This window comes from Macrococcus sp. PK (genome assembly GCF_022501545.1).
Lineage (GTDB): Bacteria > Bacillota > Bacilli > Staphylococcales > Staphylococcaceae > Macrococcoides > Macrococcoides epidermidis.
In genome coordinates, this window is sequence record NZ_JAEPRF010000002.1 from 334,510 (window position 1) to 359,786 (window position 25,277).

The window sequence follows — 25,277 nt, forward strand, 5'->3', positions numbered from 1 at the left end:
AGTGATTTAACTCAATGCTTGTTTTGTTGTTGTTTAATATTATCGTAAATTTGTTTGAATTGTTGTTCTGCTTTACTAGTGCTCTTTGGTACATAGTATTGCTTTTTCTTTAGTGTATCCGGTAAATATTGTTGAGCGATAAACCCTGATGGTACGCTATGAGGATATTGATAGCCCACACCATTCCCTAAATCTTTCGCACCTTGATAGTGTGCATCTTTTAAGTGTTTAGGGATGGCACCAATTTTGCCGCTTCGTACATCAGATAAAGCAGCGTCAATTGCGGAGATGCCAGAGTTTGATTTCGGTGATAAGCAAAGTTCGATGACAGCTTGCGCAAGTGGTATGCGTGCTTCGGGAAATCCAAGTCGTTCAGCAGATTCAATCGCAGCAAGCGTCCTTGAGCCTGCTGAAGGAGATGCGAGTCCGATATCTTCGTAACTGATGACAAGTAAGCGTCTGGCTATTGTCGGTAAATCGCCACCTTCGATGAGGCGCGCAAGATAATGCAGTGCTGCATCTACATCACTACCACGAATAGATTTTTGGAACGCACTCATCAAGTCATAGTGCATATCACCGTCTTTATCGAATTGAAAGCTGGATTTCTGTAAACAATCCTTCGCATCTTTTAATGTGATTTTTATTGGATTTTTAGTTTCAGCTGAAAGGATTGCCAGCTCTAATGCATTTAAGCTCGTTCTAATATCCCCTTGAGCACTTTGCACGAAATGATTGATTGCTGCTTCATCAATTTCGATATCATCATTACCATAACCTTTTTCCTTATCGTTTATCGCTCGAAGTAGTGCTGTTTTAATGTCGGCTTCTGTTAAAGGATAAAGCTCAAATATTTGTGTTCTTGATCTGATTGCAGGATTGATTGCATGATATGGATTACTCGTTGTTGCACCGATTAATATAATTTGACCATTTTCAAGATGAGGCAATAGAAAATCCTGTTTCCCTTTATCTAGTCGATGAATTTCATCTAAAAGGAGGATAACTTGTCCACTCATTTTAGCTTCTTCTGCAATCATTTGCATATCTTTTTTTGTATTGGTTACTGCGTTTAATTGTCTGAATTTCACTGCCGTACTGCCTGCAATTGCTTTGGCAATACTTGTTTTACCGACACCAGGAGGTCCGTAAAGAATCATTGAAGAAAGTCTTTTAGCATTGACCATTCTACGAATAATTCCTTGTTCACCAACAAGATGCTGCTGTCCAATGACTTCATCAATAGAAGAAGGACGCATTCTATATGCTAAAGGTTCCAATATATTATTCACTCCTTTAATAAAAGTGTACCTTATTTTAAGTCAAAATGTGATAAAATTGATTTATTGAAAAGGGGCGTAATAATTATGAAGATTTCAACTAAAGGTAGATACGGTTTAACTTTGATGATATCCCTTGCTAAACGATATCAGACGAAACCTGTATCATTAAAAATTATCGCAGAAGAAAATAATCTCAGTGATCTGTATTTAGAACAACTTGTAGGACCGTTAAGAAATGCTGGTCTCATTAAAAGCGTAAGAGGTGCAAAAGGTGGTTACATGTTAATGAAAGCCCCTAAAGAAGTGACAGCAGCAGATATTATCCGATTACTTGAAGGCCCAATTACACCAGTAGAAGGTATTGAAGATGAACCACCAGCTCAAAAGCAATTGTGGATTGATATTCGCGATGCTGTAAAAAAAGTGCTGGATGAAACGACTTTGGAAGATTTAATGAACTATAAAGAAGAGGATATTATCGAAGGTTACATGTTCTACATATAGGGATAATCAAAAAAATAGTTATCGCAGATGCGATAACTATTTTTCTTCTGTAATTTCTTTTAACCATCTGAAACTTTGATGTTGTTTTTCAAGATCATAGATATAACTAACCACAATAAATTCATCGACATTGAATTCATTTTGAAAAGCTTGTAATTTTTGTTTTACAGTTTCTTTAGAACCTACAAAACCAGTTTGAGTACGAGACAATGCCATTTGTTTTTCTTGTGGACTCCAAATCGCATCCATATCTTCTACTGGTGGTTGAAGCGGTTGTCTTGCATTTCGGATTACACTTAAGAAAAATTGATGAGTGGAAGTCGCCAGATAATCAGCTTCTTCATCAGTTTCACCGATAATCACATTCGTACCGACCATAACATAAGGTTTGTCCAGATATTCAGACTTCTGGAAAAGATTGCGATAAATTGCGATCGCTTCTTTCATCTGTTCCGGTGCAAAGTGTCCGGCAAACGCATAAGGTAAACCGAGACGTGCTGCAAGATGTGCTGAATCAGTTGAAGAACCAAGTACAAATATCGGTACATTTGTGTCAGCACCAGGATAAGCTTTTACAAATCCTTGTTTTTCTTCAGGTCCAAAATACTTTAACAATTCCTGAATTTCTTCAGGAAAAGTATATACACTATCATGACGGTCGCGACGTAGAGCACTCGCAGTCATCATATCCGTACCAGGTGCACGACCTAATCCAAGATTCAATCGATCAGGATAAATTGTTGCCATCGTACCAAATTGTTCTGCTACAACGAGTGGTGCATGGTTAGGTAACATGATTCCACCTGAACCAACCTGTATTGATTTTGTATGTTGAAGGACATGATTAATAAGTACTACTGTTGCTGAACTCACAAGGCTCGGTGTATTATGGTGCTCAGCAATCCAGTAGCGGTTATAACCTAGTTCTTCAGCCAGTTGAGCCAGTGATACCACCTGATCGATTGCATCCTTGTTCGTATCTCCTTTTCGTACTGGCGCTAAATTCAAAATAGAAATAGGAATATTGAGATTAGACATATAATTAACTCCTTTTAATTTAGTACCGATAGTTTAGCACTTAGATCAGTAATTATGATAATTATATGCTTGTTGATAGTGGATGAAATTTTAGCGGAATCGTAGTAATGATAGTTCCGATACCGCTAAAGATAATGAGTAATAGCGGAATCGTAGCAAAAAAAGTTCCGATACCGCTAAAGGTAATGAGTAATAGCGGAATCGTAGCACAAAAAGTTCCGATACCGCTAAAGGTAATGAGTAATAGCGGAATCGTAGTACAAAAAGTTCCGATACCGCTAAAGGTAATGAGTAATAGCGGAATCGTAGTTATAAAAATTCTGATAGGGCCATAAATAAAAATTTTATCGAAATAAATATATATATTATTCTATTTTGTAACGAATAAACTATCTAATAAATAATAGTAACGTTGTTTTAAGTATTTTAAATTATTCATTACTATCCATTTCTTAAGATAATCATTTAAAGTACGAACTGAAATAGGCTTATCTATAAATTTATAAAAATCATAAATATCTATTTCATTATCTCCCTTCACCAGACAATAATACTGTAAATTTTTGAATACTATGTCTGCTAAATGATATGATTCTCCACAACTGCGACAAATATATTTCTTTCGACTGCGTTCTCCGAGTAGACTGAAACATTTAGGACAATTCAAACCTTTCTTCAAAGTATCTAATTTCTCAGGATAGTGTTTCAGGAAAGGGTTATATCGCGAACGTAGTTCGAAAATATCGGCAGTAGTATACATTGATACGCGATGTCGCGATAATTTTTGAAGACATTCCTCCAATCGATTCAATTGAATAATCGGTAACTTTTTCTCCAAACCATATATATAGGCATTTTCATTACACCATATTATATAGCCATAAATTTTTAATTGCATGCCATGATAATAGAGTAACTTTTTCAAATGCTGATTTACGGTATTATTCAAACTCGTCAAAGGATTCTTTATTTTTAAATCATCTAAATACCATTCACCATTCTTGATGTAAACGTCGGTACTATAATATTTAGCATCAAAAATAATCAAATGATTACCCGATATAATCAGATGGTCTATTTGAAAATAACTACCATCAACTTCAAACAAAATATCATGTATTGCGTCGAATTCTTCAAATTGTGCTATGATTCCTCGAACGTTTTGTTCTCCATCATTACCTAATCGTAACTTTTCTAGTTTTTTTGATTGGTCAAAGTCAACATCACGGCTATTTAGAATTTCTAATATGATTCGTTCCAAATGAAATCTCCTCCTATTTATATATAGTAGAAAATCGTTAAAGTATTTTTCAAAATGAGAATCTTTACAATTTTTACAATTAAGTTAATTAGATAGTTTTTTTTCTTAAAGGGTGTTAAGATAAGTTATTGAAAAAATTGAAAGGATGTTCATAAATCATGAAGGTATATGCAGACTATGCAGCAACTACTAATGTTGCGCCGGAAGTTGTATCTGAAATAACTGAAGTATTAACTGATCACTTTGGTAATGCTTCGTCAATACATCATATCGGACGTGATGGTCGTAGAATTTTAGATCAGTCACGCATGAAAATTGCAAAAATATTGAACGCATCACCAAGAGAAATTGTCTTTACTAGTGGTGCCACTGAATCGAATAATCTGGCGATTAAAGGTATTGCATACCAGAATCAGCATAAAGGTAAACATTTGATTACCTCTTCTATTGAGCATCACTCTGTATTACACGTCTTTGAGCAACTTGAAAAAGAAGGGTATGAAGTCACATATTTACCAGTGGATGCACAAGGCTTTGTAGCAGTTGATAAATTGAAAGATGCACTTCGTGAAGATACGATATTAGTTTCTATTATGTTTGGAAACAACGAAGTCGGTACTGTTCAATCAGTTGACGAAATGGCTGAACTATTAAAAGAGCATCAGGCAATATTTCATACTGATGGCGTTCAGACGATTGGTCATATGCCGATCGATTTAAAGTCACTAAACGTAGATTTATTTACCCTTACTGCACATAAGTTCTATGGCCCAAAAGGTGTGGGTTTACTATATGTGAAAGATAAGACGCCATTACAATTTCAGCAGCTTGGAGGCGCACAGGAGACTAAACGTCGTGCGGGTACAGAAAATATCGCATATATCAGCGGTATGGCAAAAGCATTAGAAATGGCTACAGATAATATTGAACAATCAAGTTTAAAATTGATACAATTGAAACAACATTTTATTAACGCACTTCAGTCTTACGATATTCCATTTGAATTGAATGGTGATATAAATGCATCTTTACCTCACATCACTAATCTATATTTTCCATTCAGCGATGTTGAGAAAATGCTTACAATCCTTGATATGAATGGCGTGTATGTATCAAGTGGTTCTGCATGTACTGCTGGTAGTATAGAACCGAGTCATGTACTTACTGCAATGTTTGGTGAACATCCACATACAAAACAGTCGATACGTTTTAGTTTTTCACATCAAATGACAGAAGAAGATATTGATTATATTGCATTACAAATTAAAAAAATTTATGAAATGAATAGAAATGAGTAGATAAGAATGACAAATGAAAAAACTAAAGTAGTAGTTGGAATGAGTGGTGGCGTTGATAGCTCAGTAACTGCATTATTACTAAAAGAACAAGGCTATGACGTTATCGGTATCTTTATGAAAAACTGGGATGATACTGATGAATTTGGTGTATGTACTGCAACAGAGGATTATGAAGATGTTATCCGTGTTTGTAATCAAATCGGCATCCCTTATTATGCAGTAAATTTCGAAAAAGAATACTGGGATAAAGTTTTTACATACTTTCTTGATGAATATAAAAAAGGCAGAACGCCAAATCCGGATGTAATGTGTAATAAAGAGATTAAGTTTAAGGCATTTCTAGATCATGCATTAGCGTTAGGTGCGGATTTTGTCGCTACAGGGCATTATGCTCAAATTCGTCGTAATGATGACGGAACAGTTGAAATGTTACGTGGTGTTGATAATAACAAGGACCAAACATACTTCTTAAACCAGTTATCACAAGATCAGTTACAACATGTCATGTTTCCTTTAGGGCATCTGCAAAAACCAGAAGTACGTGAAATCGCTATAAACAATGACTTAGCAACTGCTAAAAAGAAAGATTCTACAGGTATCTGTTTTATTGGAGAACGTAACTTCAAAACGTTTTTAAGCGGTTATCTTCCTGCACAAAACGGTAAAATGATGACTTTAGATGGCATTGAAATGGGAGAACACTCAGGATTAATGTACTATACCATTGGACAACGTCATGGGTTAGGTATCGGTGGAGATGGCGATCCATGGTTTGTTGTCGGTAAAAATTTAAAAGACAATGTATTGTATGTTGAGCAAGGATTTGACCACGAAGCATTATACAGTGACTACTTGATTGCATCTGACGTCTCATTTATCAATGATATTGATTTGTCTAATGGATTTGAATGTACGGCTAAATTCAGATATCGTCAAAAGGATACAAAGGTTACTGTTGAACGTATCGATGACAATACGGTTAAAGTGATTTTTGCGGAACCCGTGAGAGCAATCACACCTGGTCAGGCAGTGGTATTCTATCAGGACGAAGTTTGTCTAGGTGGTGCAACGATTGATGAAGTATTTAAAAATTCTGGTCAGTTAACATATGTGGTGACACAATAAATTTCAAAGGAGACAGCAATGTCTTCTTTTTTATTTTTTGATATAATAATACAATGAATATAATAGAGGAGAACGCTAATGAATGACGAACGCTTAATGCAACTGATTGAAACAAAACAATATGAAGAAGCACTAAAAATACTAATAGAATCAATTGATGAAGAACCTGAAGAAGTGACACATTATATTAATATGGGAACGATTCTTCTGGATTCAAATCAACCGATTGAAGCGGAACGTTTCTTTCAAAAAGCCATTACTGTAGACCCGACTCATGGTGGTGCATACTATGGTCTGGCCAATATATATTACAATGCGGATCGATTTGAAGAAGCAGTGAAACTGTATCATAAAGCCATTGAAAATGGACTGGAAGACGGTGATACATACTATATGCTAGGTATGTCATTTGTTAATCTAAGTGATTTCGCGTCAGCATTACCATTTTTAATGCGTGCACATGAACTCAAATCGGATGACACTGAGATAACATTCCAATATGGTCTTGTGATGTGTCAGATGAATATGTTTGAAGAAGCATCAAAGACTTTAGCGCGTGTATTAAGTGATAATCCAGATCATACAGATGCGATTTATAATAAGGCACTTGCAGATTATATGATGACAGAAAATATTGATGCAGCTATAGTTGAATTCGAGCGTGTTATTGACATTCAGCCTGATCATCTGCTCGCTGGTCATGCACTGAAAACATTTAAAGCAATGAAGGAGGAATAAACTTGGAGAACGCCACTTTATTTGATCAATCTTATGTTAAAGGCACTATTATCCGTATACTTTTTCAGAATAACGATAACTTTTATACGGTATTAAAAGCCGAGGTAATCGATACAAATGAAGATTTTGATGATGAAGTGACGGTTACAGGTTTCCTACCTCAAATTGCAGAAGGTGACACTTATACATTTACCGGAAAGATTATGTTACACGCTAAGTACGGGAAACAATTACAGGCAGAGAAATTTGAGAAGGATTTACCTCAATCTAAAGACGGTATCATTCATTATCTTTCTAGTGACCTATTTAAAGGTGTCGGCAAAAAAACAGCACGTACAATTGTTGAAATACTTGGCGAAGACGCACTGAACATAATATTGGATGATAAAAGTAGTCTGGATCAGATTCCGAAATTATCACAAGATAAAAAAGATTTAATTTACAATACAATCAATGAAAATCAGGCGATTGAGAAAGTAATGATTCAATTAAATGATTGGGGCTTTGGTCCTCAGCTTGCAATGAAAATATATCAATTTTATAAAGATGATACGATAAGAGTAATAAAAGAATCTCCATATCAATTAGTGATGGATATCGAAGGTATAGGTTTTAACAAAGCTGATGAATTAGCCCGTCATATCGGTATAGATAACAATCATCCTGAACGATTAAAAGCAGCATTAGTCTATGGTATGGAGCAGGCATCATTACAGAATGGTCATACTTACATTCCGGATCAGATTTTACTCGAGACAAGCTTCAATCTATTAACTAAGAATGGTTCTGAAGTTAATCCCGATGCATTAGTAAGTGCTTTAACTGAACTTTGCGAAGAAAAGAAATTACTTGTCGAACATGAAAAAAATATTTATATGCCTAGTTTATTTTATTCTGAAACAAAGACCGTTCAAATATTACACCGATTAATCAATCATCAAGATCAACTTAAGCAATTTGAGCAATCTGAAATAATGCTTGCTATTGGGGAGATTGAACAGTTATTTGAAGTGTCATATGCAGAAAAACAGAAGGAAGCACTAATTCAGGCGATGCATAGTAAACTGATGATTTTATCTGGTGGCCCTGGTACTGGGAAAACAACGGTTGTAAGAGGTATTGTGACACTTTATGCAGAGCTGCATGGATTAAGTCTTGACTATAATGATTATGAAGGTCAGGACTTTCCGATCGTTGTTGCAGCACCAACAGGTCGTGCATCGAAACGACTTTATGAATCAACAGGATTGGAAGCAACAACGATTCATAGACTGATCGGTTGGACCCGAGATAATAAGCCTGATGATATTCTGGAAAATGAAATTACTGCAAAGCTTATCATTATCGATGAGATGTCTATGGTTGACACGTGGTTAATGTTTCAATTGATGAAAGCAGTACCAAATGACGCTCAGATTATTTTTGTAGGTGATCAGGACCAGTTGCCATCCGTAGGTCCAGGACAAGTATTTAAAGATTTAATAGAGTCTCAAATTATTCCTCAGATTGAACTGAATGAAGTTTATCGTCAGCAGGAAGGCTCTTCTATCGTAGAACTGGCACATCAGATTAAACGAAATGAACCATTCGATATCACAAAACGATACAATGATAGAAGTTTTATTCCATGCCAAACGGATCAAATTCCAGAAGTTATCGAGAAAATCGTAACATCAGCTGTTAATAAAGGTTACGATATGCGGGATATTCAGGTGCTCGCACCAATATATCGAGGTAATGCAGGGATTCGTGCATTGAATAAAGTTTTACAGAAAATTTTAAATCCACCAGAAGAAAAAAAGCGCGAAATGGAATTTGGTGATTTTGTCTTTAGAAATCACGATAAAGTTTTACAGCTTGTTAACCGACCTGAAGATAGTGTATTTAACGGAGATATCGGAGAAATCGTAGGTATCTTTAAAGCAGCAGAAAATGCACTGAATAAGGATGTTGTCATTGTAGATTATGATGGGAATGAAGTAACGTATACAAAAGCTGATTTAATTGAAATTACCCATGCATATTGTTGCTCGATTCATAAAGCGCAAGGATCAGAATTTCCGATTGTCATTATGCCTGTTGTCAATCAGTACTATAGAATGCTGCAGAAAAATATATTATATACAGGATTAACACGTGCGAAACAGTCACTTATCTTTTGCGGTGATGTTAATGCCTTTAACGATGGTATAAAAAGATTAGGCAATGCCAGATTCACTTCTTTTTATCAATTTTTAATGGATTATTTTAGCACAGATGATCAAAAAGACATTGTAAAAAGCGACATCGATACTGATGAAAATAATGAAAATGAAGTATTTAAAAAATTACCATTTCAGGTTGGTGAAATGACCGAAGAGAATATGCATCTTGTTTCACCGATGATTAATATGGGAGATATATCTCCATATGATTATGTTTAAGTTGACGATAAGCATATGATTCAATTATAATTTAACTAATTCAAATTTAAAGCTGAGTAGGTAATCCCTCAAGACTTAGAGACATATCGGTTGGTGAAAGATATGCTTGATATTACTGAAGCTACTTTATCTTATAATTTCGAATATTAATCGAGTGATGACTTTGTCATAACTAGGGTGGTACCGCGAACACGTTCGTCCCTTTTTTAGGGATAACGTGTATTTTTTTATTTTAAAGGAGAAGATAATAATGAAACGATTAACTGCAGCAGAAATTAGACAAATGTATTTAGACTTTTTCGTAGAGAAAGGACATATGATTGAACCTTCAGCACCTTTAGTACCAATAGATGACGACACACTTCTATGGATTAACTCAGGTGTAGCAACGCTTAAGAAATATTTCGATGGCCGCGTTATTCCAAAAAATCCACGTATCACAAATGCACAAAAATCAATCCGTACAAATGATATTGAAAATGTAGGATTTACGGCTCGTCACCATACATTCTTTGAAATGTTAGGGAATTTCTCTATTGGTGATTACTTTAAGAAAGAAGCAATTGAATTTGCATGGGAATTCTTAACGAGTGAGCGCTGGATGGCGATTGAACCAGAAAAATTATACGTTACTATTCATCCGGAAGATACTGAAGCGTATGATTTCTGGGTTAATGATATCGGTTTAACTGATGACCGTATTACACGTATTGAAGGAAACTTCTGGGATATCGGAGAAGGTCCGAGTGGTCCGAATACTGAAATTTTCTATGATCGTGGAGAGAGCTATGGCCAAGATGATCCTGCAGAAGAAATGTATCCAGGTGGAGAAAACGAGCGTTATTTAGAAGTATGGAACTTAGTGTTCTCTGAGTTCAACCATAATCCTGATCACACATATTCACCGCTTCCTAAGCAAAACATAGATACAGGGATGGGATTAGAGCGTATGGCTTCTATTTCTCAAGATGTTCCGACAAACTATGATACAGATTTATTTATGCCGATTATAGAAGCAACAGAACAAATTTCAGGGAAAAAATATCGTACTAATAAAGAAGATGATATTGCTTTCAAAGTGATTGCAGACCATATCCGTACAGTAAGCTTTGCAATTGGAGATGGTGCACTACCATCAAATGAAGGGCGTGGCTATGTATTACGTCGTTTACTACGCCGTGCAGTTCGTTTCGCTCAGAAATTAAATATTAATAAACCTTTCATGTATGAGCTTGTTGATATCGTAGCAAGCATTATGAAACCATATTATCCAGATGTAGATAAAAATAAAGATTTCATTAAAAAAGTAATTAAATCTGAAGAAGATAGATTCCATGAAACACTTGAAGAAGGTTTAGTACATTTCAATGCATTAAAAGAAGCTGCACAAAATTCAGATAAACGCTTAAAAGGTGAAGATGTATTCAAATTGTATGATACATTCGGTTTCCCTGTTGAATTAACTGAAGAATTAGCTGAAGAAGCAGGTATTGCAGTTGATCATGAAGGATTCGAAAAGGCTATGGAAGCACAGCGTACACGTGCGCGAGAATCACGACAAAAGACGCAAAGTATGCAGGTTCAAAATGAAGTGTTATCGAATATTAAAGTTGAAAGTAAATTCGTTGGTTATGATACTTTATCAAATGAAACACAAGTAGTAGCGATTGTGGAAAACGGTGAAAGTGTAGATGCTTCAAAAGAAGATACAATACAGTTTATCCTTAATGAGACACCATTTTATGCTGTAAGTGGTGGACAAATTGCTGATACAGGGATTGTTTCAAATGAAGAATTTGAGATTGAGGTTATCGAGGTTACGAAGGCCCCAAATGGCCAGAATCTGCACACAGGAACAGTTCGTTTCGGTAAAGTAACTGTTGGTGCTAAAGTGAAGACGCAAGTAGATCCAAACTTCAGAACATTTGTAATTAAAAACCATAGTGCGACGCATTTAATGCATCAGGCATTAAAAGATGTTTTAGGCACACACGTTAATCAGGCTGGTTCATTAGTAACACCAGAACGACTTCGTTTTGACTTTTCTCATTTCGGTCCAGTTACACAAGAAGAAATAGAAAAAATTGAACGTATCGTAAATGAAAAAATATGGGCAAATCTACCGGTTGAAATCAATGAAATGCCGATAAAAGAAGCAAAAGAAAAAGGTGCGATGGCTTTATTCGGTGAAAAATATGGTGATATCGTTCGTGTTGTTGAAATGAGTGATTATTCAATTGAGCTATGTGGTGGTGTGCATGTACGCAATACTGGTGAAATAGGTTTATTCAAGATAGTGTCTGAATCAGGTACAGGGGCTGGTGTACGTCGTATTGAAGCCGTAACAAGCAAAGCAGCATTTGAATATTTATCAACATATCAAAATACAGTGAATGACATTTTACCAAAAGTGAAAGTAAAACAGAAAGAACAATTAGCAGGTAAGATTGATGAATTAACAGCTACGATTCGTGGTCAGGAAAAAACAATCACTGAATTGAATAAAGCAGTAGCATCTCTTAAGATGGGTGACATAACAGAACAAGTTGAAGAAATTAACGGACTTAAGTTATTAGCAGTGGAAGTAGATGCAGAAGATAATAAAATGCTGCGTGAACTTATGGATGACTATAGATCAAAATTACAGGATGCAGTAATCTTTATCGCTGCAGCAAATGACAAGTTAAATTATATGGCGAGTGTACCAAAAGATAAAACGTCACAAGTGAAGGCTGGAGACATTATAAAAGGTGTTGCAAATGCAACTGGCGGTAAAGGTGGCGGCCGTCCTGATTCTGCTCAAGGTGCAGCAAATGATCCAGCTGGTATTACAACAGCATTACAATTTGTGAAGGATTATATTAATACATTGTAATTAAAAATTGTTTTATAGTATGATATTATTGAACAAATGTCATACAAAGGAGTGTATTGCAGTGGAAAATTTCGATAAAACAATGAAGTTCAACTTTGATGAACTACCGAAAGAAGAAGTAAGAACTGTATTATTGAATGTTTATAATACTTTAGAAGAAAGAGGATATAGCCCGATCAATCAAATCGTTGGTTATCTATTATCAGGAGATCCAGCTTATATTCCAAGACATAATGATGCCAGAAATCAAATCCGACGTTTAGATCGTGACGATATTATGGAACAACTTGTATCAAACTATATTCAAACTGAGAAAAAAGGTAATGAATAAAGTTATCGGTTTAGATGTTGGTTCTAAAACGATTGGTGTTGCATTAAGTGATGCCATGGGTTGGACTGCGCAAGGTCTTACTACACTCCGCATCGATGAAGCAAATGAAGAGTTTGGGATAGCCGAACTCAAAAAGATCATAGATGAAAATAATGTTGATACTGCCGTTATTGGATTACCTAAAAATATGAATAATTCAGTAGGACCAAGGGGAGAAGCATCAATTCGATTTAGTGAAATGTTGAAAGCAGTTTGTCCTGACATTACAATAGTAATGTGGGACGAACGTTTATCGACAGTTGGTGCTGAAAGAACACTGTTAGAAGCGGATGTTTCACGCAAGAAAAGAAAGCAGGTCATTGATAAGATGGCTGCAGTTTTCATATTACAAGGGTATTTAAATTCAAAATAAAAAGGATGATTAAAATGACAGAAGAAATGAACAATCAGGAGACGCTAGATATTAATGAAGAAGTAGAATTATTAGAACTTTATGATGAAGAAGGTAATCAAGTATTATACCGCAAATTAGTAAGTTTTAGACACCCAGGATTTGAGAAAGAATATGTTATCTTAGCTGAAGAAGGTTCAGATGAAGAGGAAGAAATCGAATTAATTCCAATGATCAATGTACCTGATAGCGAAGGAGAAGGCGGAAAATTAATTCCAATCGAAACAGATGAAGAATGGGATATGATTGAAGAATTCGTAAACACTAACTTTGATGAAGAAGAGCTTTAATCTTAAAGGAGTTTGAATATGTCGAATAGAAACAAAGAAATTAGAGATTCAAAATCTTTCTCTAAACTTCTTTCTTCTATCATTATCGGAATTATTTTAATAGGCGTGTGTATTTTAGCAGTTGGTAGTTATTTTTATATTAGCTCTAGCCAAAAGCCACTGAATCCAGATGATAAGTCTACTACTAAGATAGAAATATTACCTGGTGAGTCTGCAACGATGATTGGAGAAAAATTAGAAAAAGAAAAAATCATTAAAAGTAGTACGATGTTCAAGTATTATTTGAAGTTTAATAATATTTCTAATTTCCAGGCAGGAAATTATGAATTATCGCCTTCTATGACGTTTAAACAAATTTCAAAAAGTCTTCAAAAAGGTGAAGTTTACATTCCAGTTGTCTTTAAAATGAATGTTCCTGAAGGTATTACAATCGATCAAATCGGTGAGATTGTTGAAAAGAAAACTTCAATTAATAAAGCGGATTTTGTTAAAGAGGTAAATAATCCTGCATTCATTAAAAAGATGCAGAAGAAACATCCGAAGTTAATTACAAAAGAGGTCTTTAATAAAGATATTAAAGTACCTTTAGAAGGCTATTTATATCCTGCGACATATGATTTTACTGAAAAGAATCCTACGACTGAAGAAATCGTTGATAAAATGCTAACAGCGACTGAAGAAAATGCTTTTCCGTTATGGGATAAATATGGTGGCATTTTATTGACAGAAGCTGGTGCTGAAAAGCGACTAACGTTCCATGAATTCCTGACATTCTCATCATTAGTTGAAAGAGAAGCGACAGGACTAACAGATCGAGCGAAGATTGCATCAGTATTTATTAATCGTATGGAAGCAAACCCTGCCATGCCACTGCAGACAGACCCTACAGTATTATATGCGCTAGGTCGTCATAAAGCTGTTACATATGAAGCAGATTTGAAAGTTCAATCCCCTTATAACACGTACATCAATACAGGTTTACCACCTGGACCGATTGCAACAAGTGGTAAAGAATCAATGGAAAGTGTCTTAAATCCTGCAAAGACAGATTATTTATACTTCTTAGCAGCAAAAGACGGTAAGAACTATTTCTCTAAAACATATGAAGAACATCTACAACTTAAAGATAAACATATTGATAGTCAGCAATAAGAATAGGATATTTTGTCCTATTCTTTTTTGATTTTATCAAGTTGTAATTTTACTATTACAATTTTGGTTGTTTTATGGTACAATATCATGAAAATATAAAACACTACTACCAGCCTTTGTGGTTGGTAATTTTTTCGTTAAAGGATTGTTTTAATTGATAAAAGAAGAGACATATATCAGTAGATTAAACCCAATCAGTACAATCGATGATTTAATTGAAGTCGCAAAAGAAAATGACGTGCCAATTATGGATAAAATATCAGTAGAATTCGTCAAACAGTTGATTCGCATACATCATGCGAGGTCAGTACTAGAAATCGGTACAGCAATTGGATATAGTGCATTACATTTTGCATCAGTAAAAGATAATATTCATATCACAACGATTGAACGTAATGAAACAATGTATCAATATGCTTTGAAGCATATTGAACAATATAACAAAGCACACCAAATTCGCCCGATCTTTAAAGATGCGCTTGAAGCATTTGATGAGGTGAGCGACACAGAATATGATATATTATTTATCGATGCTGCTAAGGCGCAATCATTAAAGTTTTTTGAGTTATACAGTCCATTAGTCCGAAAAGGCGGTTTAATTATTACTGATAATATTTTATATCACGATTTTGTAGGCAATATTGAAATTGTGCGCAGTAGAAATATTAAACAGATGGTGCGTAAAATTGAAAAATATAATACATGGCTAAGTGAAAATACATCGTTTGATACGAATTTCATTGATATTGGAGATGGAATGAGTATTTCAGTGAAAAAATAAAGGAGTACATTATGACAGAATTATTAGTAACACCTAAATCTTTATCACATATTAGTGATTTAATTGAAGCAGGTGCAGATGCATTTGTTATCGGAGAAGAACAATTTGGATTACGTCTGGCAGGTGAATTTAATCGTGAAGATTTAAAGGCTGCAATAGATTTAATTCATGAACACAATAAGAAGGCATATGTTGCAGTAAACGGGATATTTCATAATGAACATTTAGATGCGGTTGAAGATTATATGAAATTTTTACACGTCGTAAAACCAGACGCAATTTTATTTGGAGATCCTGCAATTGTAATGTATGAAAGAGAACTAGGCAATACGATACCGTTACAATGGAATCAGGAAACTTTAGTTACGAATTATTTCCAGGTGAACTACTGGGGACAACGTGGTGCAAACCGAGCGGTACTTGCACGTGAGTTATCTCTTGATGAAGTATTAAACATTAAAGCGCATAGTGATGTTGCGATTGAAGTGCAAGTGCATGGCATGACATGTATGTTCCAATCGAAACGTAGTTTATTAGGTAATTATTTTATGTATCAGGATAAAGTAATGAAAATTGAAAATCGTGAAATTAAAGATGCAATGTTACTTTATGATGAAGAACGAAATAATAAATATCCAATTTTTGAAGATAGTAATGGCACACATATTATGAGTCCAAATGACATTTGCGTTATCGAAGAATTAGAAGAGTTAATTGAAGCTGGGATTGATTCATTTAAAATAGATGGCGTATTACATTCAGAAGAATATATTACGACAGTGACAAAAGCATATCGACAAGCGCTTGACCTTTATGATGAAGATGTCGAAGCATATGAGGATGCTAAATTTGATCTTGTAGATATGATTGAAGAAATTCAACCAGAACATCGTCCACTGGATCAAGGATTCTTATTTAAACAAACTGTATATTAAGGAATGATTTGATGAAAACGGAATTAGAAATTAAACAACCAAAACAAATAATAAAGAAACCAGAATTATTAGCGCCTGCTGGTAACCTTGAGAAATTAAAAATTGCAGTACATTACGGTGCTGATGCTGTATTCCTTGGAGGACAAGAATACGGATTACGTTCAAACGCTGACAATTTCACAATTGAAGAAATTAAAGAAGGCGTAGACTTTGCGAATAAATATGGTGCTAAAATTTATATTACGACCAATATTATTGCGCATGATGAAAATATGGATGGTTTAGAAGATTATCTTATCGCACTTGAAGGAACTGGAGCGACAGGAATTATCGTAGCAGATCCGCTAATCATTGAAACATGTAAACGTGTTGCGCCTAAACTTGAAATACATCTTTCCACACAACAATCACTATCAAACGTGAAAGCTGTTGAATACTGGAAGTCTGAAGGTTTAGAACGTGTCGTACTTGCTCGTGAAACGAGTGCTGAAGAAATTAAGGAAATGAAAGAAAAAATTGATATCGAGATTGAGGCATTCATTCATGGTGCAATGTGTATTGCTTATTCTGGTCGTTGTACATTAAGTAACCATATGACAGCACGAGATTCAAATCGTGGCGGCTGTTGTCAAAGTTGTCGCTGGGATTATGATTTATTAACAGTAGATGATGGTGAACTTGATGTTGTTTATGATGGAGATGCAACACCTTTTGCAATGAGTCCTAAAGATTTAAAGCTTGTTGAGTCAATTCCGAAGATGATTGATATCGGCGTAGATTCATTGAAGATAGAAGGTCGTATGAAATCAATTCATTATATCGCTACAGTAGTATCTGTTTATCGCAAAGTAATTGATGCTTATTGTGCAGACCCTGAAAATTTCAAGATTGATCCGAAATGGTTAATTGAATTAGATAAATGTGCCAATCGTGATACAGCAAGTGCATTCTTCGAAGGGGTTCCTGGTTTTGAAGAGCAAATGTTTGGCCATGAACAGTCTAAAAAAACACCTTTTGATTTCTGTGGATTAGTGTTAGACTATTCTGAAGAAACACAAATTGCAACAATTCAGCAACGTAATAATTTTAAACCAGGACAGGAAATTGAATTCTTTGGTCCTGAAATAGAAAACTTTAAGCAAGTCATCGATGTTATATATGATGAAGAGGGGACAGAATTAGATGCAGCACGTCATCCTCTTCAAATCGTACAAATTAAAGTAAAACATCCAGTCTATCCAATGAATATGATGAGGAAGGAACTAAATTAATGGCGCATACGACTATCATCGGTATTGCGGGAGGTTCTGGTTCGGGTAAGACATCAGTAACTTCTAAAATACTTAAAAATTTAGAAGGCTACAGTGTAGCTTTAATCGAGCAGGATTATTATTATAAAAATCAGGATCATCTTAGTTTTGAAGAACGTTTAAAGACCAATTATGATCATCCTTTAGCATTTGATAATGATTTACTTATTCAAAATTTAATTGATTTACGTAATGGTGAGACTGTAAAGGTTCCTACATATGATTACACAAATCATACAAGAAGTAAGAAAACGATTACATTTGAGCCAAAAGATGTTATTATAGTAGAAGGCATTTTTGCTTTAGAAAATGAAACACTTCGTGATTTAATGGATGTTAAAATTTATGTTGATACGGATGCAGATCTTCGTATTTTAAGAAGACTGATGAGAGATATAGAAGAGCGTGGTCGAACAATGGAATCAGTTATTGATCAATATTTAACTGTTGTGAGACCGATGCATAATCAATTCATTGAACCAACGAAACGATATGCTGACATTATTATACCTGAAGGTGGCAGTAATGCAGTTGCTATCGATATTATGACAACAAAAATACAATCATTAATTCGAGTGAATTAGTAGAAAGAAGGATTTATCCATGGAAATGCAAAAAGAATACCCAATGACTAAAGAAGGATTTGAAAAGTTAGAAGTTGAATTAGAACATTTAAAAACAGTAAGACGACCTGAAGTCGTTGAAAAAATTAAAGTTGCACGTAGTTTTGGTGACCTTTCAGAGAACTCAGAATACGATGCAGCTAAAGATGAGCAAGGCTTTGTTGAACAGGAAATTACTAAGATTGAAATGATGTTACGTCATGCAGTTATTATTGAAGATGATGGTTCAAAATCAGAAGTTCAATTAGGTAGAACAGTAACATTTACTGAAGTGCCTGGTAATGAAGAAGAATCATATAAAATTGTAGGTTCTGCTGAAGCTGATCCTTTTGAAGGTAAAATTTCAAATGAATCTCCAATTGCTAAAGCATTACTTGGTAAAAAGGTTGGCGACGAAGTAAACGTTCCGTTACCAAACGGCAATGAAATGCGTGTTAAAATCGTTGAAATCAGCTAATATATTATATATACATTAAAGTAGATCTTATGATCTACTTTTTATTTAGGAGGAATTCGTGTGATTGGAATTATCGGAGCAATGCAGGAAGAAATTGAAATTTTAAAGGGTGATATGCAGGAACTGCAAACAGAAAAGATTGCCCATGTTGAAATCTTTAAAGGTAATTTATATGGTAAAGATGTTGTATTAATGCAAAGTGGTATCGGTAAAGTGAATGCTGCAATCTGTGCAACACTGCTTATCCAGAATTATCATCCGGAGATGATCATCAATACAGGTAGTGCAGGTGGCTTAGGTGCTTCTTTAGCTGTTGGTGATATTGTTATTAGTCAAAGCGTACTTCATCATGATGTTGTTGCGACTGCTTTTGGCTATGCATTAGGGCAAGTACCAGGTATGCCTGCACGATATCTTGCTGATGAAAAATTAATTGAATATACACAACAGGCAATTGAACAAAATAATCTTAAAGCACATATCGGAGTCATCGTTTCAGGTGATAGTTTCATTGGCTCATCTGAACAAAAGCAGGAAATCATAACAAACTTTAATGAAAGCCTTGCAGTTGAGATGGAAGCAGCTGCAGTAGCACAAACATGTCATCAATTTGAGGTTCCGTTTATTATTACACGTGCTATTTCTGACCTTGCAAACGGTGAGGCAGAAATGAGTTTTGAAGAGTTCTTAAAAGTGGCTTGCGTATCAAGTTCTAAAATTGTAAAATCATTAATAGAGACATTACCAGCTTAAGGGGATAGGAGGCGCACGTTATGATATTTATTATGGCATTATCAGTAATTGCAACGGCAATTATCGGATTTTTAATTTACACAGGTACTGAAGTAGATTACGCTCCAAATCAAGAAATCGAATAATACATTATACCCCAATCCTTATTGGATTGGGGTTATTGATTGTATAAAAGGGTATAACAAAGCAATATAAAATTTAGAGGTGACTTATGGGATTATTTCAAAAATATTTATTACCAAGTAAATATGCAAAGTCAATATTTGAAATCACACCAGAAGAATTATCTGGACGTGGTGTAAAGGCAATCATTACTGATTTAGATAATACGCTGGTTGGCTGGGATGTTGCTTTAGCAACACCTGAAGTAATTAACTGGTTTAACAGTATGCGTGAACACAATATTAAAGTTACAATCGTTTCAAACAATAATCAGGCACGCGTTGCAACATTTGCGACACCATTAGAAGTAGATTATATTTTTAACGCACGCAAGCCTATGGGACAAGCTTTTAAGAAAGCCTGTGTCGCAATGGGAGTACAACCTGAAGAAACTGTAGTTATCGGTGATCAGATGATGACGGATGTGCTTGCAGCAAATTCTAATGGATTTTATTCAATAATGGTAGTACCAGTGAAATCTAATGATGAATGGAAAACACGTGTCAACAGAATGATTGAGCGTAAGTTTTTAGCATATTTTAAGAAAAAAGGTTTAATCAACTGGGAAAACTAAAATCTATTTTTACTTAAAGAGACAAGCACATTGTCTCTTTTTTTGTTGTTAACCTTAAATTTACCTTAAAAATATCAGTTTATCCTTTTAAAACAATATAAAATGGTAAAATAGATACAATACTTCTTTATAAAGAGGAGGATTTATTTGAAACTTTTTCTAATATGGTTATTTATTTTAGTGATTGTACTTACGGTTCTTTATTTTGTATTAAGTCGCCTTTATGATTATTTTAGCCATAGAGAGGTGAAAGAACGGATTGAGCAACAAAACATTGAAAATATGCGCAAATATGAATTGAATCAGGCTGCTTTAAGAAGTAAAAAGAAGATGCTTGAAAGTGAGATATTTGCAAAGACCGGTATGATTAGTGACATTGCAGAAATTAAATATTTAGAGAAGGAGCTGGAAGAAGTTAATGAACTCATCGACAGAATCAGTAAAGACGATTAAACCTAAAAATCGTAAACCAATCAATAGAAAATCATTCTTAATCACATCTATGCTTGGGCTATTATTATTGTTAGGTATTATGTTAGCGTTTATGTCTATAGAAAAGGTACCTCAAGGATACCAAGCGGTCATCTATTCAGTCAGCGGTGTTAAAGAAGAGACGAAACCTGCCGGGTGGCACTTTATTTTTCCATTAGATAAAGCTGTACATTACCCAATTCGTACGCAGACGAAAGAATACACAGATTTAAATGTTGCCACTAGTGATGGTAAAAATTTAAATATGGATATTAGTGTGAACTATCATGTGGATCCTACAAAAGTTGTGAAGATCTTCAATAAATTTGGTAATGCAGATATTACTGGACTTGAAAATGGATTTCTTCGAACACGAGTACTAGATGGATTACGTCAATCTGTTGCGAAATTCTCGGTGATTGAAACATTCGGTGTTAAAACGGGTGAAATTAAGAAGAATACTTTAGAACAGTTACAGCAAAACTTAACAGATCAAGGGTTTATTGTAGAAGATATAGCGATTTCCAGCCCAAAAGCTGATAAAGCAACACAAGCTGCAATTGACGAACGTGTAAAAGCAAATCAAGAATTAGAAAGAGCAAAGACAGATAGAGCAATTGCGGAACAAAATGCCAAGAAGAAACAAATTGAGGCAGAAGGTCAGGCAAAAGCGAATGCTATTTTAGAAAAATCATTGACAGATAAAATTATTCGTAAACAGATGATCGATAAATGGGACGGTAAGCAACCCATTACGATAGGTGGGGAAGGCGTTATCGTTGATTTGAATAAGTAGTTATTTCGAGTTCGGGAATTTCCTGAACTCTTAATTTGTATTAAATATACTAAAATCAACACATAAGTTTATTTATTCTTTACAAAAATGATAATATTCGTTATTATATTTATACCAATTTAATATATGCGGGTGTAGTTTAGTGGTAAAACCTCAGCCTTCCAAGCTGATGTTGTCGGTTCGATTCCGATCACCCGCTTAATCTGGGTCGTGCATACTCGCACAACCCTTTTATTTTGTCTTACAATACTTAGTAGGCGTTATGTGCTAAAATAAATATATTGATAAATATTTTCAGGAGGAACATTATTTGAGTAATGAAATGAAATGTATTGGTTGTGGTGCAATCTTGCAATCAACAGACCAATCAAAGCCAGGCTACGTTCCAAATTCAAGTTTGAATAAAGAGGATGTCATTTGTAAACGTTGCTTTAGATTAAAACACTATAATGAGATACAGGATGTGCATTTAACAAGTGATGATTTCTTAACCATGCTAAATGCTTTAAGTGATAAAGATGGTATTATCGTTAATGTGATCGATGTATTTGATTTTCAGGGGTCATGGATCAATGGTTTAAAGCGAATCGTTGGAAATAAAAAGGTCATAATTGCGGCAAATAAAATGGACTTATTACCGAAATTAATTAATAAACGTCGTGTGAAACTATGGATCGAAAAACAGGCGAAAGATTTAGGGATGAAAGCTGATGATGTCGTACTCATATCGGCACAAAAGAATCGTGGTATTGATGAATTATTGGAATCAATTGAAACACACCGTGGGGGAAAAGATGTTTATGTGGTTGGGACGACAAATGTCGGTAAATCAACTTTAATCAATAAGTTAATTGAAACAAGCGTCGGTGAAAAGAATGTCATTACGACCTCTCATTTTCCTGGTACAACGTTAGATTTAATTGATATTCCTTTAGATGAACATTCATTTATGTATGATACACCTGGTATTATCCAGGCACATCAAATGACACATTATGTAAGTGATAAAGAATTAAAAATCATAATGCCGAAGGATGAAATTAAACCACGTAACTTCCAATTGAACGAAGGTCAAACATTATTTTTAGGTGGTACTGTACGTGTTGATTACTTAACAGGTGGTCGTAGAAGCTTAAACTGTTTTGTTTCTAATATGCTTAATATACATCGAACGAAGCAGGAGAATGCTGAATCGCTTTGGCACCGCCAAATAGGGGAGTTACTAACACCACCAGGAACAAAAGATTTTGATTTTGATAATGTCAAAAGAACTACACTATCGATTAAAGAAGATAAACAAGATATTATTATTTCTGGTCTAGGGTTTATAACTGTAGAAAAAGGTGCAGTTATAGATGTATATGCACCGAAACAAGTCGATGTATATTTAAGGCCAAGTATTCTATAAAGTAGGTGGCGAAATGAATTTTGCAGTCATTGGCCATCCCATTCGACATTCGTTATCTCCAGTGATGCATCATGCAAATTTTAAAGCTTTAGGAAGAAATGATGAATATAGTGCATTAGACATCGATCCGAAACATTTTCATCATATCAAAGATGTCATTGCGCAAAAGAATATAGATGGTTTTAATGTTACGATTCCATTTAAAGTTGATATTATGGCTTATTGTGATGAAATAGATATTGCTGCTAAAATGATTGGTGCAGTCAACACGGTTCATATTAAGAATGGCAAATGGATTGGATATAATACTGATGGATTAGGGTATTTATCAAGTATAAATCATGTTCTAAAAGAAGATATGAACATATTAATTTTAGGAGCCGGTGGTGCGAGTAGAGCGATTAGTTATACAATGATGCAAAAACATCGTGTTACGGTTGCTAACCGTACTTTAAAACGTATTGAAACGTGGCCTTTCAAAATTAATGGTGTGACATATGATAAGCTAAATGACCTTTCAGTATACGATTTAGTCATCAATACAACACCTGTTGGAATGACAGGATTTGATGAGATGTCGTTGATTCGATGCCATGATTTAAAAAAATCGTGTGTAGTAAGTGATATTATTTATACACCGGAAAAAACAGCATTTTTAAAGGAAGCAGAATCAAACAATTTAAAAATAATAAATGGATTAGGTATGTTTGTGATGCAAGGGGCTAAAAGCTTTGAGTTATGGACGCGGCTAAAAGCTGATTCTCACGCAATGAGTGAAGCAGTGCAAACAACCTTGAAAGGAAGAAATAAATGTTAACAGGAAAACAAAAAAGATTTTTACGAGCAGAAGCACACCATCTTGATCCGATCTTTCAAATAGGAAAAGGTGGTATCAGTGATAATTTAATTGAACAGCTCAATGATGTACTTGAAAAAAGAGAACTAATCAAAGTAAGTGTGTTACAAAATAATGATGATGACAAACAAGAACTTGCTGAAACAATTGCGCGACGTGTACATGGTGAACTTGTACAGGTTATTGGGTCAACAATTATTTTATATAAACCATCAGTAAATAATAAGAAGATTGAATTACCACGATGAAAATCATTGTCTATGGGGGTTCATTTGATCCGGTTCACATCGGACATTTAACTGTGGCAAATGAAGTGTTTCATCAGGAGCAGCCAGATATGTTATTATTCATACCTACAGGACATAGCCCTTTAAAGAAAAGTGGTGCACATACAAGTAATAATGCGCGTATTTCGATGCTGAAACTAGCGATTGATTACTTAGGTTTTGGAGAAATTGATACTGTAGAGATGCACCGCAAAGGTAAAAGCTATACGTATGACACAATGCGATATTTGCAGGATAAATATCCAGGTGCAGACATATCGGTCATAATTGGTACAGATCAGTATATATCTATAGCACAATGGTATGAAATTGAAAAACTAAAAGAAATGGTTCGGTTTATTGTGGTTAACCGAGATATAGATACGCAGGAATTGCCTGAACCATTTATAGCGTTTAATATACCAAGAATGGATATTAGTTCTACAATGATTCGTAATCGAATTGCCCAGCGCAAGACAATCCGTTGTTTTGTAATAGATACGATTGAGCGATTGATCAGAAAGGAACATCTATATGAAGCAGAAGAAAGCTAAAAAGCTTGTTGAAGAGAAATTACCTAAGAAAAGATATGAGCACTCAATTCGCGTTGCAGAAACAGCTTTAAAAATGGCTGACATTTTTGATGGTGATCAGGATATTGTTGAAATGGCTGGTATTTTGCATGACTATGCGAAATACGATGAGTTAAGTAAGTTATATCAGGCAGTTACGAAATATAATCTCGATAATGATTTATTGTCATATAACTCAGAAATATTACATGGTCCGGTAGCCGCTGCATACATGATGGATAAACATGAGATAGATTCAGAGATATATAACGCGATTTATTATCATACTACAGGACGCGCCGGAATGGGTTTAAACGAAAAAATTATCTTTATTAGTGATTATATTGAACCAGGACGTACACAACCTGGTGTTGATGATATTCGCAAGATTGTATTTGAAGAAAAGAATTTAGATAAAGCAATTTATGAAATTTCTAAACGTACTGCATTATATTTAATCGAAAATGATAAACCGATATATTCTAAAACGATAGAGTGTTTAAATTATTATAATTTACAGAAGTAAAAGAAAAGGAATGATTGA

Annotated in this window: 28 protein-coding genes and 1 tRNA gene; 26 read left to right on the top strand and 3 right to left on the bottom strand. The window is 34.7% G+C overall.

What is annotated here, in order from left to right:
- Window positions 1–11: 11 nt before the first annotated feature.
- Complete coding sequence (locus tag JJJ02_RS02005; protein WP_240837223.1) at window positions 12–1,259, bottom strand: replication-associated recombination protein A; 1,248 nt, start codon at window positions 1,257–1,259, stop codon at window positions 12–14.
- A gap of 108 nt (window positions 1,260–1,367) precedes the next feature.
- Between JJJ02_RS02005 and cymR the strand changes: the two genes are divergently transcribed.
- On the top strand, window positions 1,368–1,787 hold the full coding sequence (gene cymR, locus JJJ02_RS02010; RefSeq protein ID WP_099580130.1) for a cysteine metabolism transcriptional regulator CymR: 420 nt from the start codon (window positions 1,368–1,370) through the stop codon (window positions 1,785–1,787).
- Window positions 1,788–1,823: 36 nt separating this feature from the next.
- Here the strand turns inward: cymR and JJJ02_RS02015 are convergent, their stop codons facing one another.
- The gene (locus JJJ02_RS02015) at window positions 1,824–2,825 is read right to left on the bottom strand and encodes an LLM class flavin-dependent oxidoreductase (RefSeq protein ID WP_111715274.1); all 1,002 of its coding nucleotides are present in this window, start codon (window positions 2,823–2,825) and stop codon (window positions 1,824–1,826) included.
- Window positions 2,826–2,959: 134 nt separating this feature from the next.
- On the opposite strand from JJJ02_RS02015, the gene JJJ02_RS02020 reads away from it, so the two are divergent.
- The gene (locus tag JJJ02_RS02020; protein WP_240837078.1) at window positions 2,960–3,160 is read left to right on the top strand and encodes a hypothetical protein; all 201 of its coding nucleotides are present in this window, start codon (window positions 2,960–2,962) and stop codon (window positions 3,158–3,160) included.
- 35 nt (window positions 3,161–3,195) lie between these two features.
- On the opposite strand, the gene JJJ02_RS02025 is transcribed toward JJJ02_RS02020, so the two are convergent.
- The gene (locus JJJ02_RS02025; protein WP_239242805.1) at window positions 3,196–4,086 is read right to left on the bottom strand and encodes a nuclease-related domain-containing protein; all 891 of its coding nucleotides are present in this window, start codon (window positions 4,084–4,086) and stop codon (window positions 3,196–3,198) included.
- 158 nt (window positions 4,087–4,244) lie between these two features.
- Between JJJ02_RS02025 and JJJ02_RS02030 the strand changes: the two genes are divergently transcribed.
- From JJJ02_RS02030 to yqeK, 24 genes are all read left to right on the top strand, one after another.
- Window positions 4,245–5,384: a cysteine desulfurase family protein gene (locus JJJ02_RS02030; RefSeq protein ID WP_240837079.1), complete on the top strand. Its 1,140-nt coding sequence runs from the start codon at window positions 4,245–4,247 to the stop codon at window positions 5,382–5,384.
- Between the two features lie 6 nt (window positions 5,385–5,390).
- The gene (mnmA, locus tag JJJ02_RS02035) at window positions 5,391–6,509 is read left to right on the top strand and encodes a tRNA 2-thiouridine(34) synthase MnmA (protein ID WP_111715269.1); all 1,119 of its coding nucleotides are present in this window, start codon (window positions 5,391–5,393) and stop codon (window positions 6,507–6,509) included.
- A gap of 78 nt (window positions 6,510–6,587) precedes the next feature.
- A complete protein-coding gene (locus JJJ02_RS02040) occupies window positions 6,588–7,247 on the top strand; it encodes a tetratricopeptide repeat protein (RefSeq protein WP_240837080.1) in 660 nt (219 codons plus the stop codon).
- A gap of 2 nt (window positions 7,248–7,249) precedes the next feature.
- Complete coding sequence (recD2, locus tag JJJ02_RS02045; RefSeq protein ID WP_240837081.1) at window positions 7,250–9,670, top strand: SF1B family DNA helicase RecD2; 2,421 nt, start codon at window positions 7,250–7,252, stop codon at window positions 9,668–9,670.
- Between the two features lie 250 nt (window positions 9,671–9,920).
- Window positions 9,921–12,545, top strand: coding sequence for an alanine--tRNA ligase (alaS, locus tag JJJ02_RS02050; RefSeq protein ID WP_240837082.1), 2,625 nt, complete (start codon window positions 9,921–9,923; stop codon window positions 12,543–12,545).
- Window positions 12,546–12,606: 61 nt separating this feature from the next.
- Entirely contained in the window at window positions 12,607–12,876 is a 270-nt protein-coding gene (locus JJJ02_RS02055) for an IreB family regulatory phosphoprotein (RefSeq protein WP_099578563.1), read from the top strand.
- Window positions 12,869–13,288, top strand: coding sequence for a Holliday junction resolvase RuvX (gene ruvX / locus JJJ02_RS02060; protein ID WP_099578561.1), 420 nt, complete (start codon window positions 12,869–12,871; stop codon window positions 13,286–13,288). The genes JJJ02_RS02055 and ruvX overlap by 8 nt, the downstream gene beginning before the upstream one ends.
- Before the next feature lie 14 nt (window positions 13,289–13,302).
- Window positions 13,303–13,617 (top strand): DUF1292 domain-containing protein, encoded by a 315-nt coding sequence (locus JJJ02_RS02065; protein WP_111715263.1) that lies wholly within the window; start codon window positions 13,303–13,305, stop codon window positions 13,615–13,617.
- A gap of 18 nt (window positions 13,618–13,635) precedes the next feature.
- A complete protein-coding gene (mltG, locus tag JJJ02_RS02070) occupies window positions 13,636–14,769 on the top strand; it encodes an endolytic transglycosylase MltG (RefSeq protein ID WP_239242799.1) in 1,134 nt (377 codons plus the stop codon).
- 154 nt (window positions 14,770–14,923) lie between these two features.
- Complete coding sequence (locus tag JJJ02_RS02075) at window positions 14,924–15,550, top strand: O-methyltransferase (protein WP_239242798.1); 627 nt, start codon at window positions 14,924–14,926, stop codon at window positions 15,548–15,550.
- An 11-nt stretch (window positions 15,551–15,561) separates the two neighbouring features.
- Window positions 15,562–16,485 (top strand): peptidase U32 family protein, encoded by a 924-nt coding sequence (locus tag JJJ02_RS02080; RefSeq protein ID WP_099578557.1) that lies wholly within the window; start codon window positions 15,562–15,564, stop codon window positions 16,483–16,485.
- 11 nt (window positions 16,486–16,496) lie between these two features.
- Entirely contained in the window at window positions 16,497–17,756 is a 1,260-nt protein-coding gene (locus JJJ02_RS02085) for a peptidase U32 family protein (RefSeq protein WP_239242796.1), read from the top strand.
- Entirely contained in the window at window positions 17,756–18,379 is a 624-nt protein-coding gene (udk, locus tag JJJ02_RS02090) for a uridine kinase (protein ID WP_096076294.1), read from the top strand. Before JJJ02_RS02085 ends, udk begins: the two co-directional genes overlap by 1 nt.
- A 19-nt stretch (window positions 18,380–18,398) precedes the next feature.
- Window positions 18,399–18,875, top strand: a complete 477-nt coding sequence (gene greA / locus JJJ02_RS02095) for a transcription elongation factor GreA (protein WP_099578553.1) — start codon at window positions 18,399–18,401, stop codon at window positions 18,873–18,875.
- 60 nt (window positions 18,876–18,935) lie between these two features.
- Complete coding sequence (gene mtnN / locus JJJ02_RS02100) at window positions 18,936–19,628, top strand: 5'-methylthioadenosine/S-adenosylhomocysteine nucleosidase (protein WP_239242795.1); 693 nt, start codon at window positions 18,936–18,938, stop codon at window positions 19,626–19,628.
- A gap of 211 nt (window positions 19,629–19,839) precedes the next feature.
- Complete coding sequence (locus JJJ02_RS02105; protein WP_111715256.1) at window positions 19,840–20,364, top strand: YqeG family HAD IIIA-type phosphatase; 525 nt, start codon at window positions 19,840–19,842, stop codon at window positions 20,362–20,364.
- A 147-nt stretch (window positions 20,365–20,511) separates the two neighbouring features.
- Complete coding sequence (locus JJJ02_RS02110) at window positions 20,512–20,817, top strand: hypothetical protein (RefSeq protein WP_240837083.1); 306 nt, start codon at window positions 20,512–20,514, stop codon at window positions 20,815–20,817.
- Window positions 20,783–21,631 (top strand): prohibitin family protein, encoded by an 849-nt coding sequence (locus JJJ02_RS02115; protein WP_111715254.1) that lies wholly within the window; start codon window positions 20,783–20,785, stop codon window positions 21,629–21,631. Before JJJ02_RS02110 ends, JJJ02_RS02115 begins: the two co-directional genes overlap by 35 nt.
- 128 nt (window positions 21,632–21,759) lie before the next feature.
- A tRNA-Gly gene (locus JJJ02_RS02120) sits at window positions 21,760–21,830 on the top strand.
- A gap of 111 nt (window positions 21,831–21,941) precedes the next feature.
- Entirely contained in the window at window positions 21,942–23,039 is a 1,098-nt protein-coding gene (yqeH, locus tag JJJ02_RS02125; RefSeq protein ID WP_240837084.1) for a ribosome biogenesis GTPase YqeH, read from the top strand.
- Window positions 23,040–23,052: 13 nt separating this feature from the next.
- Complete coding sequence (gene aroE, locus JJJ02_RS02130) at window positions 23,053–23,856, top strand: shikimate dehydrogenase (RefSeq protein ID WP_240837085.1); 804 nt, start codon at window positions 23,053–23,055, stop codon at window positions 23,854–23,856.
- Window positions 23,850–24,143 carry a ribosome assembly RNA-binding protein YhbY gene (gene yhbY / locus JJJ02_RS02135; RefSeq protein WP_240837086.1) on the top strand — a complete coding sequence of 98 codons (294 nt, stop codon included), beginning with the start codon at window positions 23,850–23,852 and terminating at the stop codon, window positions 24,141–24,143. The genes aroE and yhbY overlap by 7 nt, the downstream gene beginning before the upstream one ends.
- Window positions 24,140–24,715 (top strand): nicotinate (nicotinamide) nucleotide adenylyltransferase, encoded by a 576-nt coding sequence (gene nadD, locus JJJ02_RS02140; protein WP_240837087.1) that lies wholly within the window; start codon window positions 24,140–24,142, stop codon window positions 24,713–24,715. The genes yhbY and nadD overlap by 4 nt, the downstream gene beginning before the upstream one ends.
- A complete protein-coding gene (gene yqeK, locus JJJ02_RS02145) occupies window positions 24,696–25,259 on the top strand; it encodes a bis(5'-nucleosyl)-tetraphosphatase (symmetrical) YqeK (protein WP_111715247.1) in 564 nt (187 codons plus the stop codon). The genes nadD and yqeK overlap by 20 nt, the downstream gene beginning before the upstream one ends.
- Window positions 25,260–25,277 lie beyond the last annotated feature (18 nt).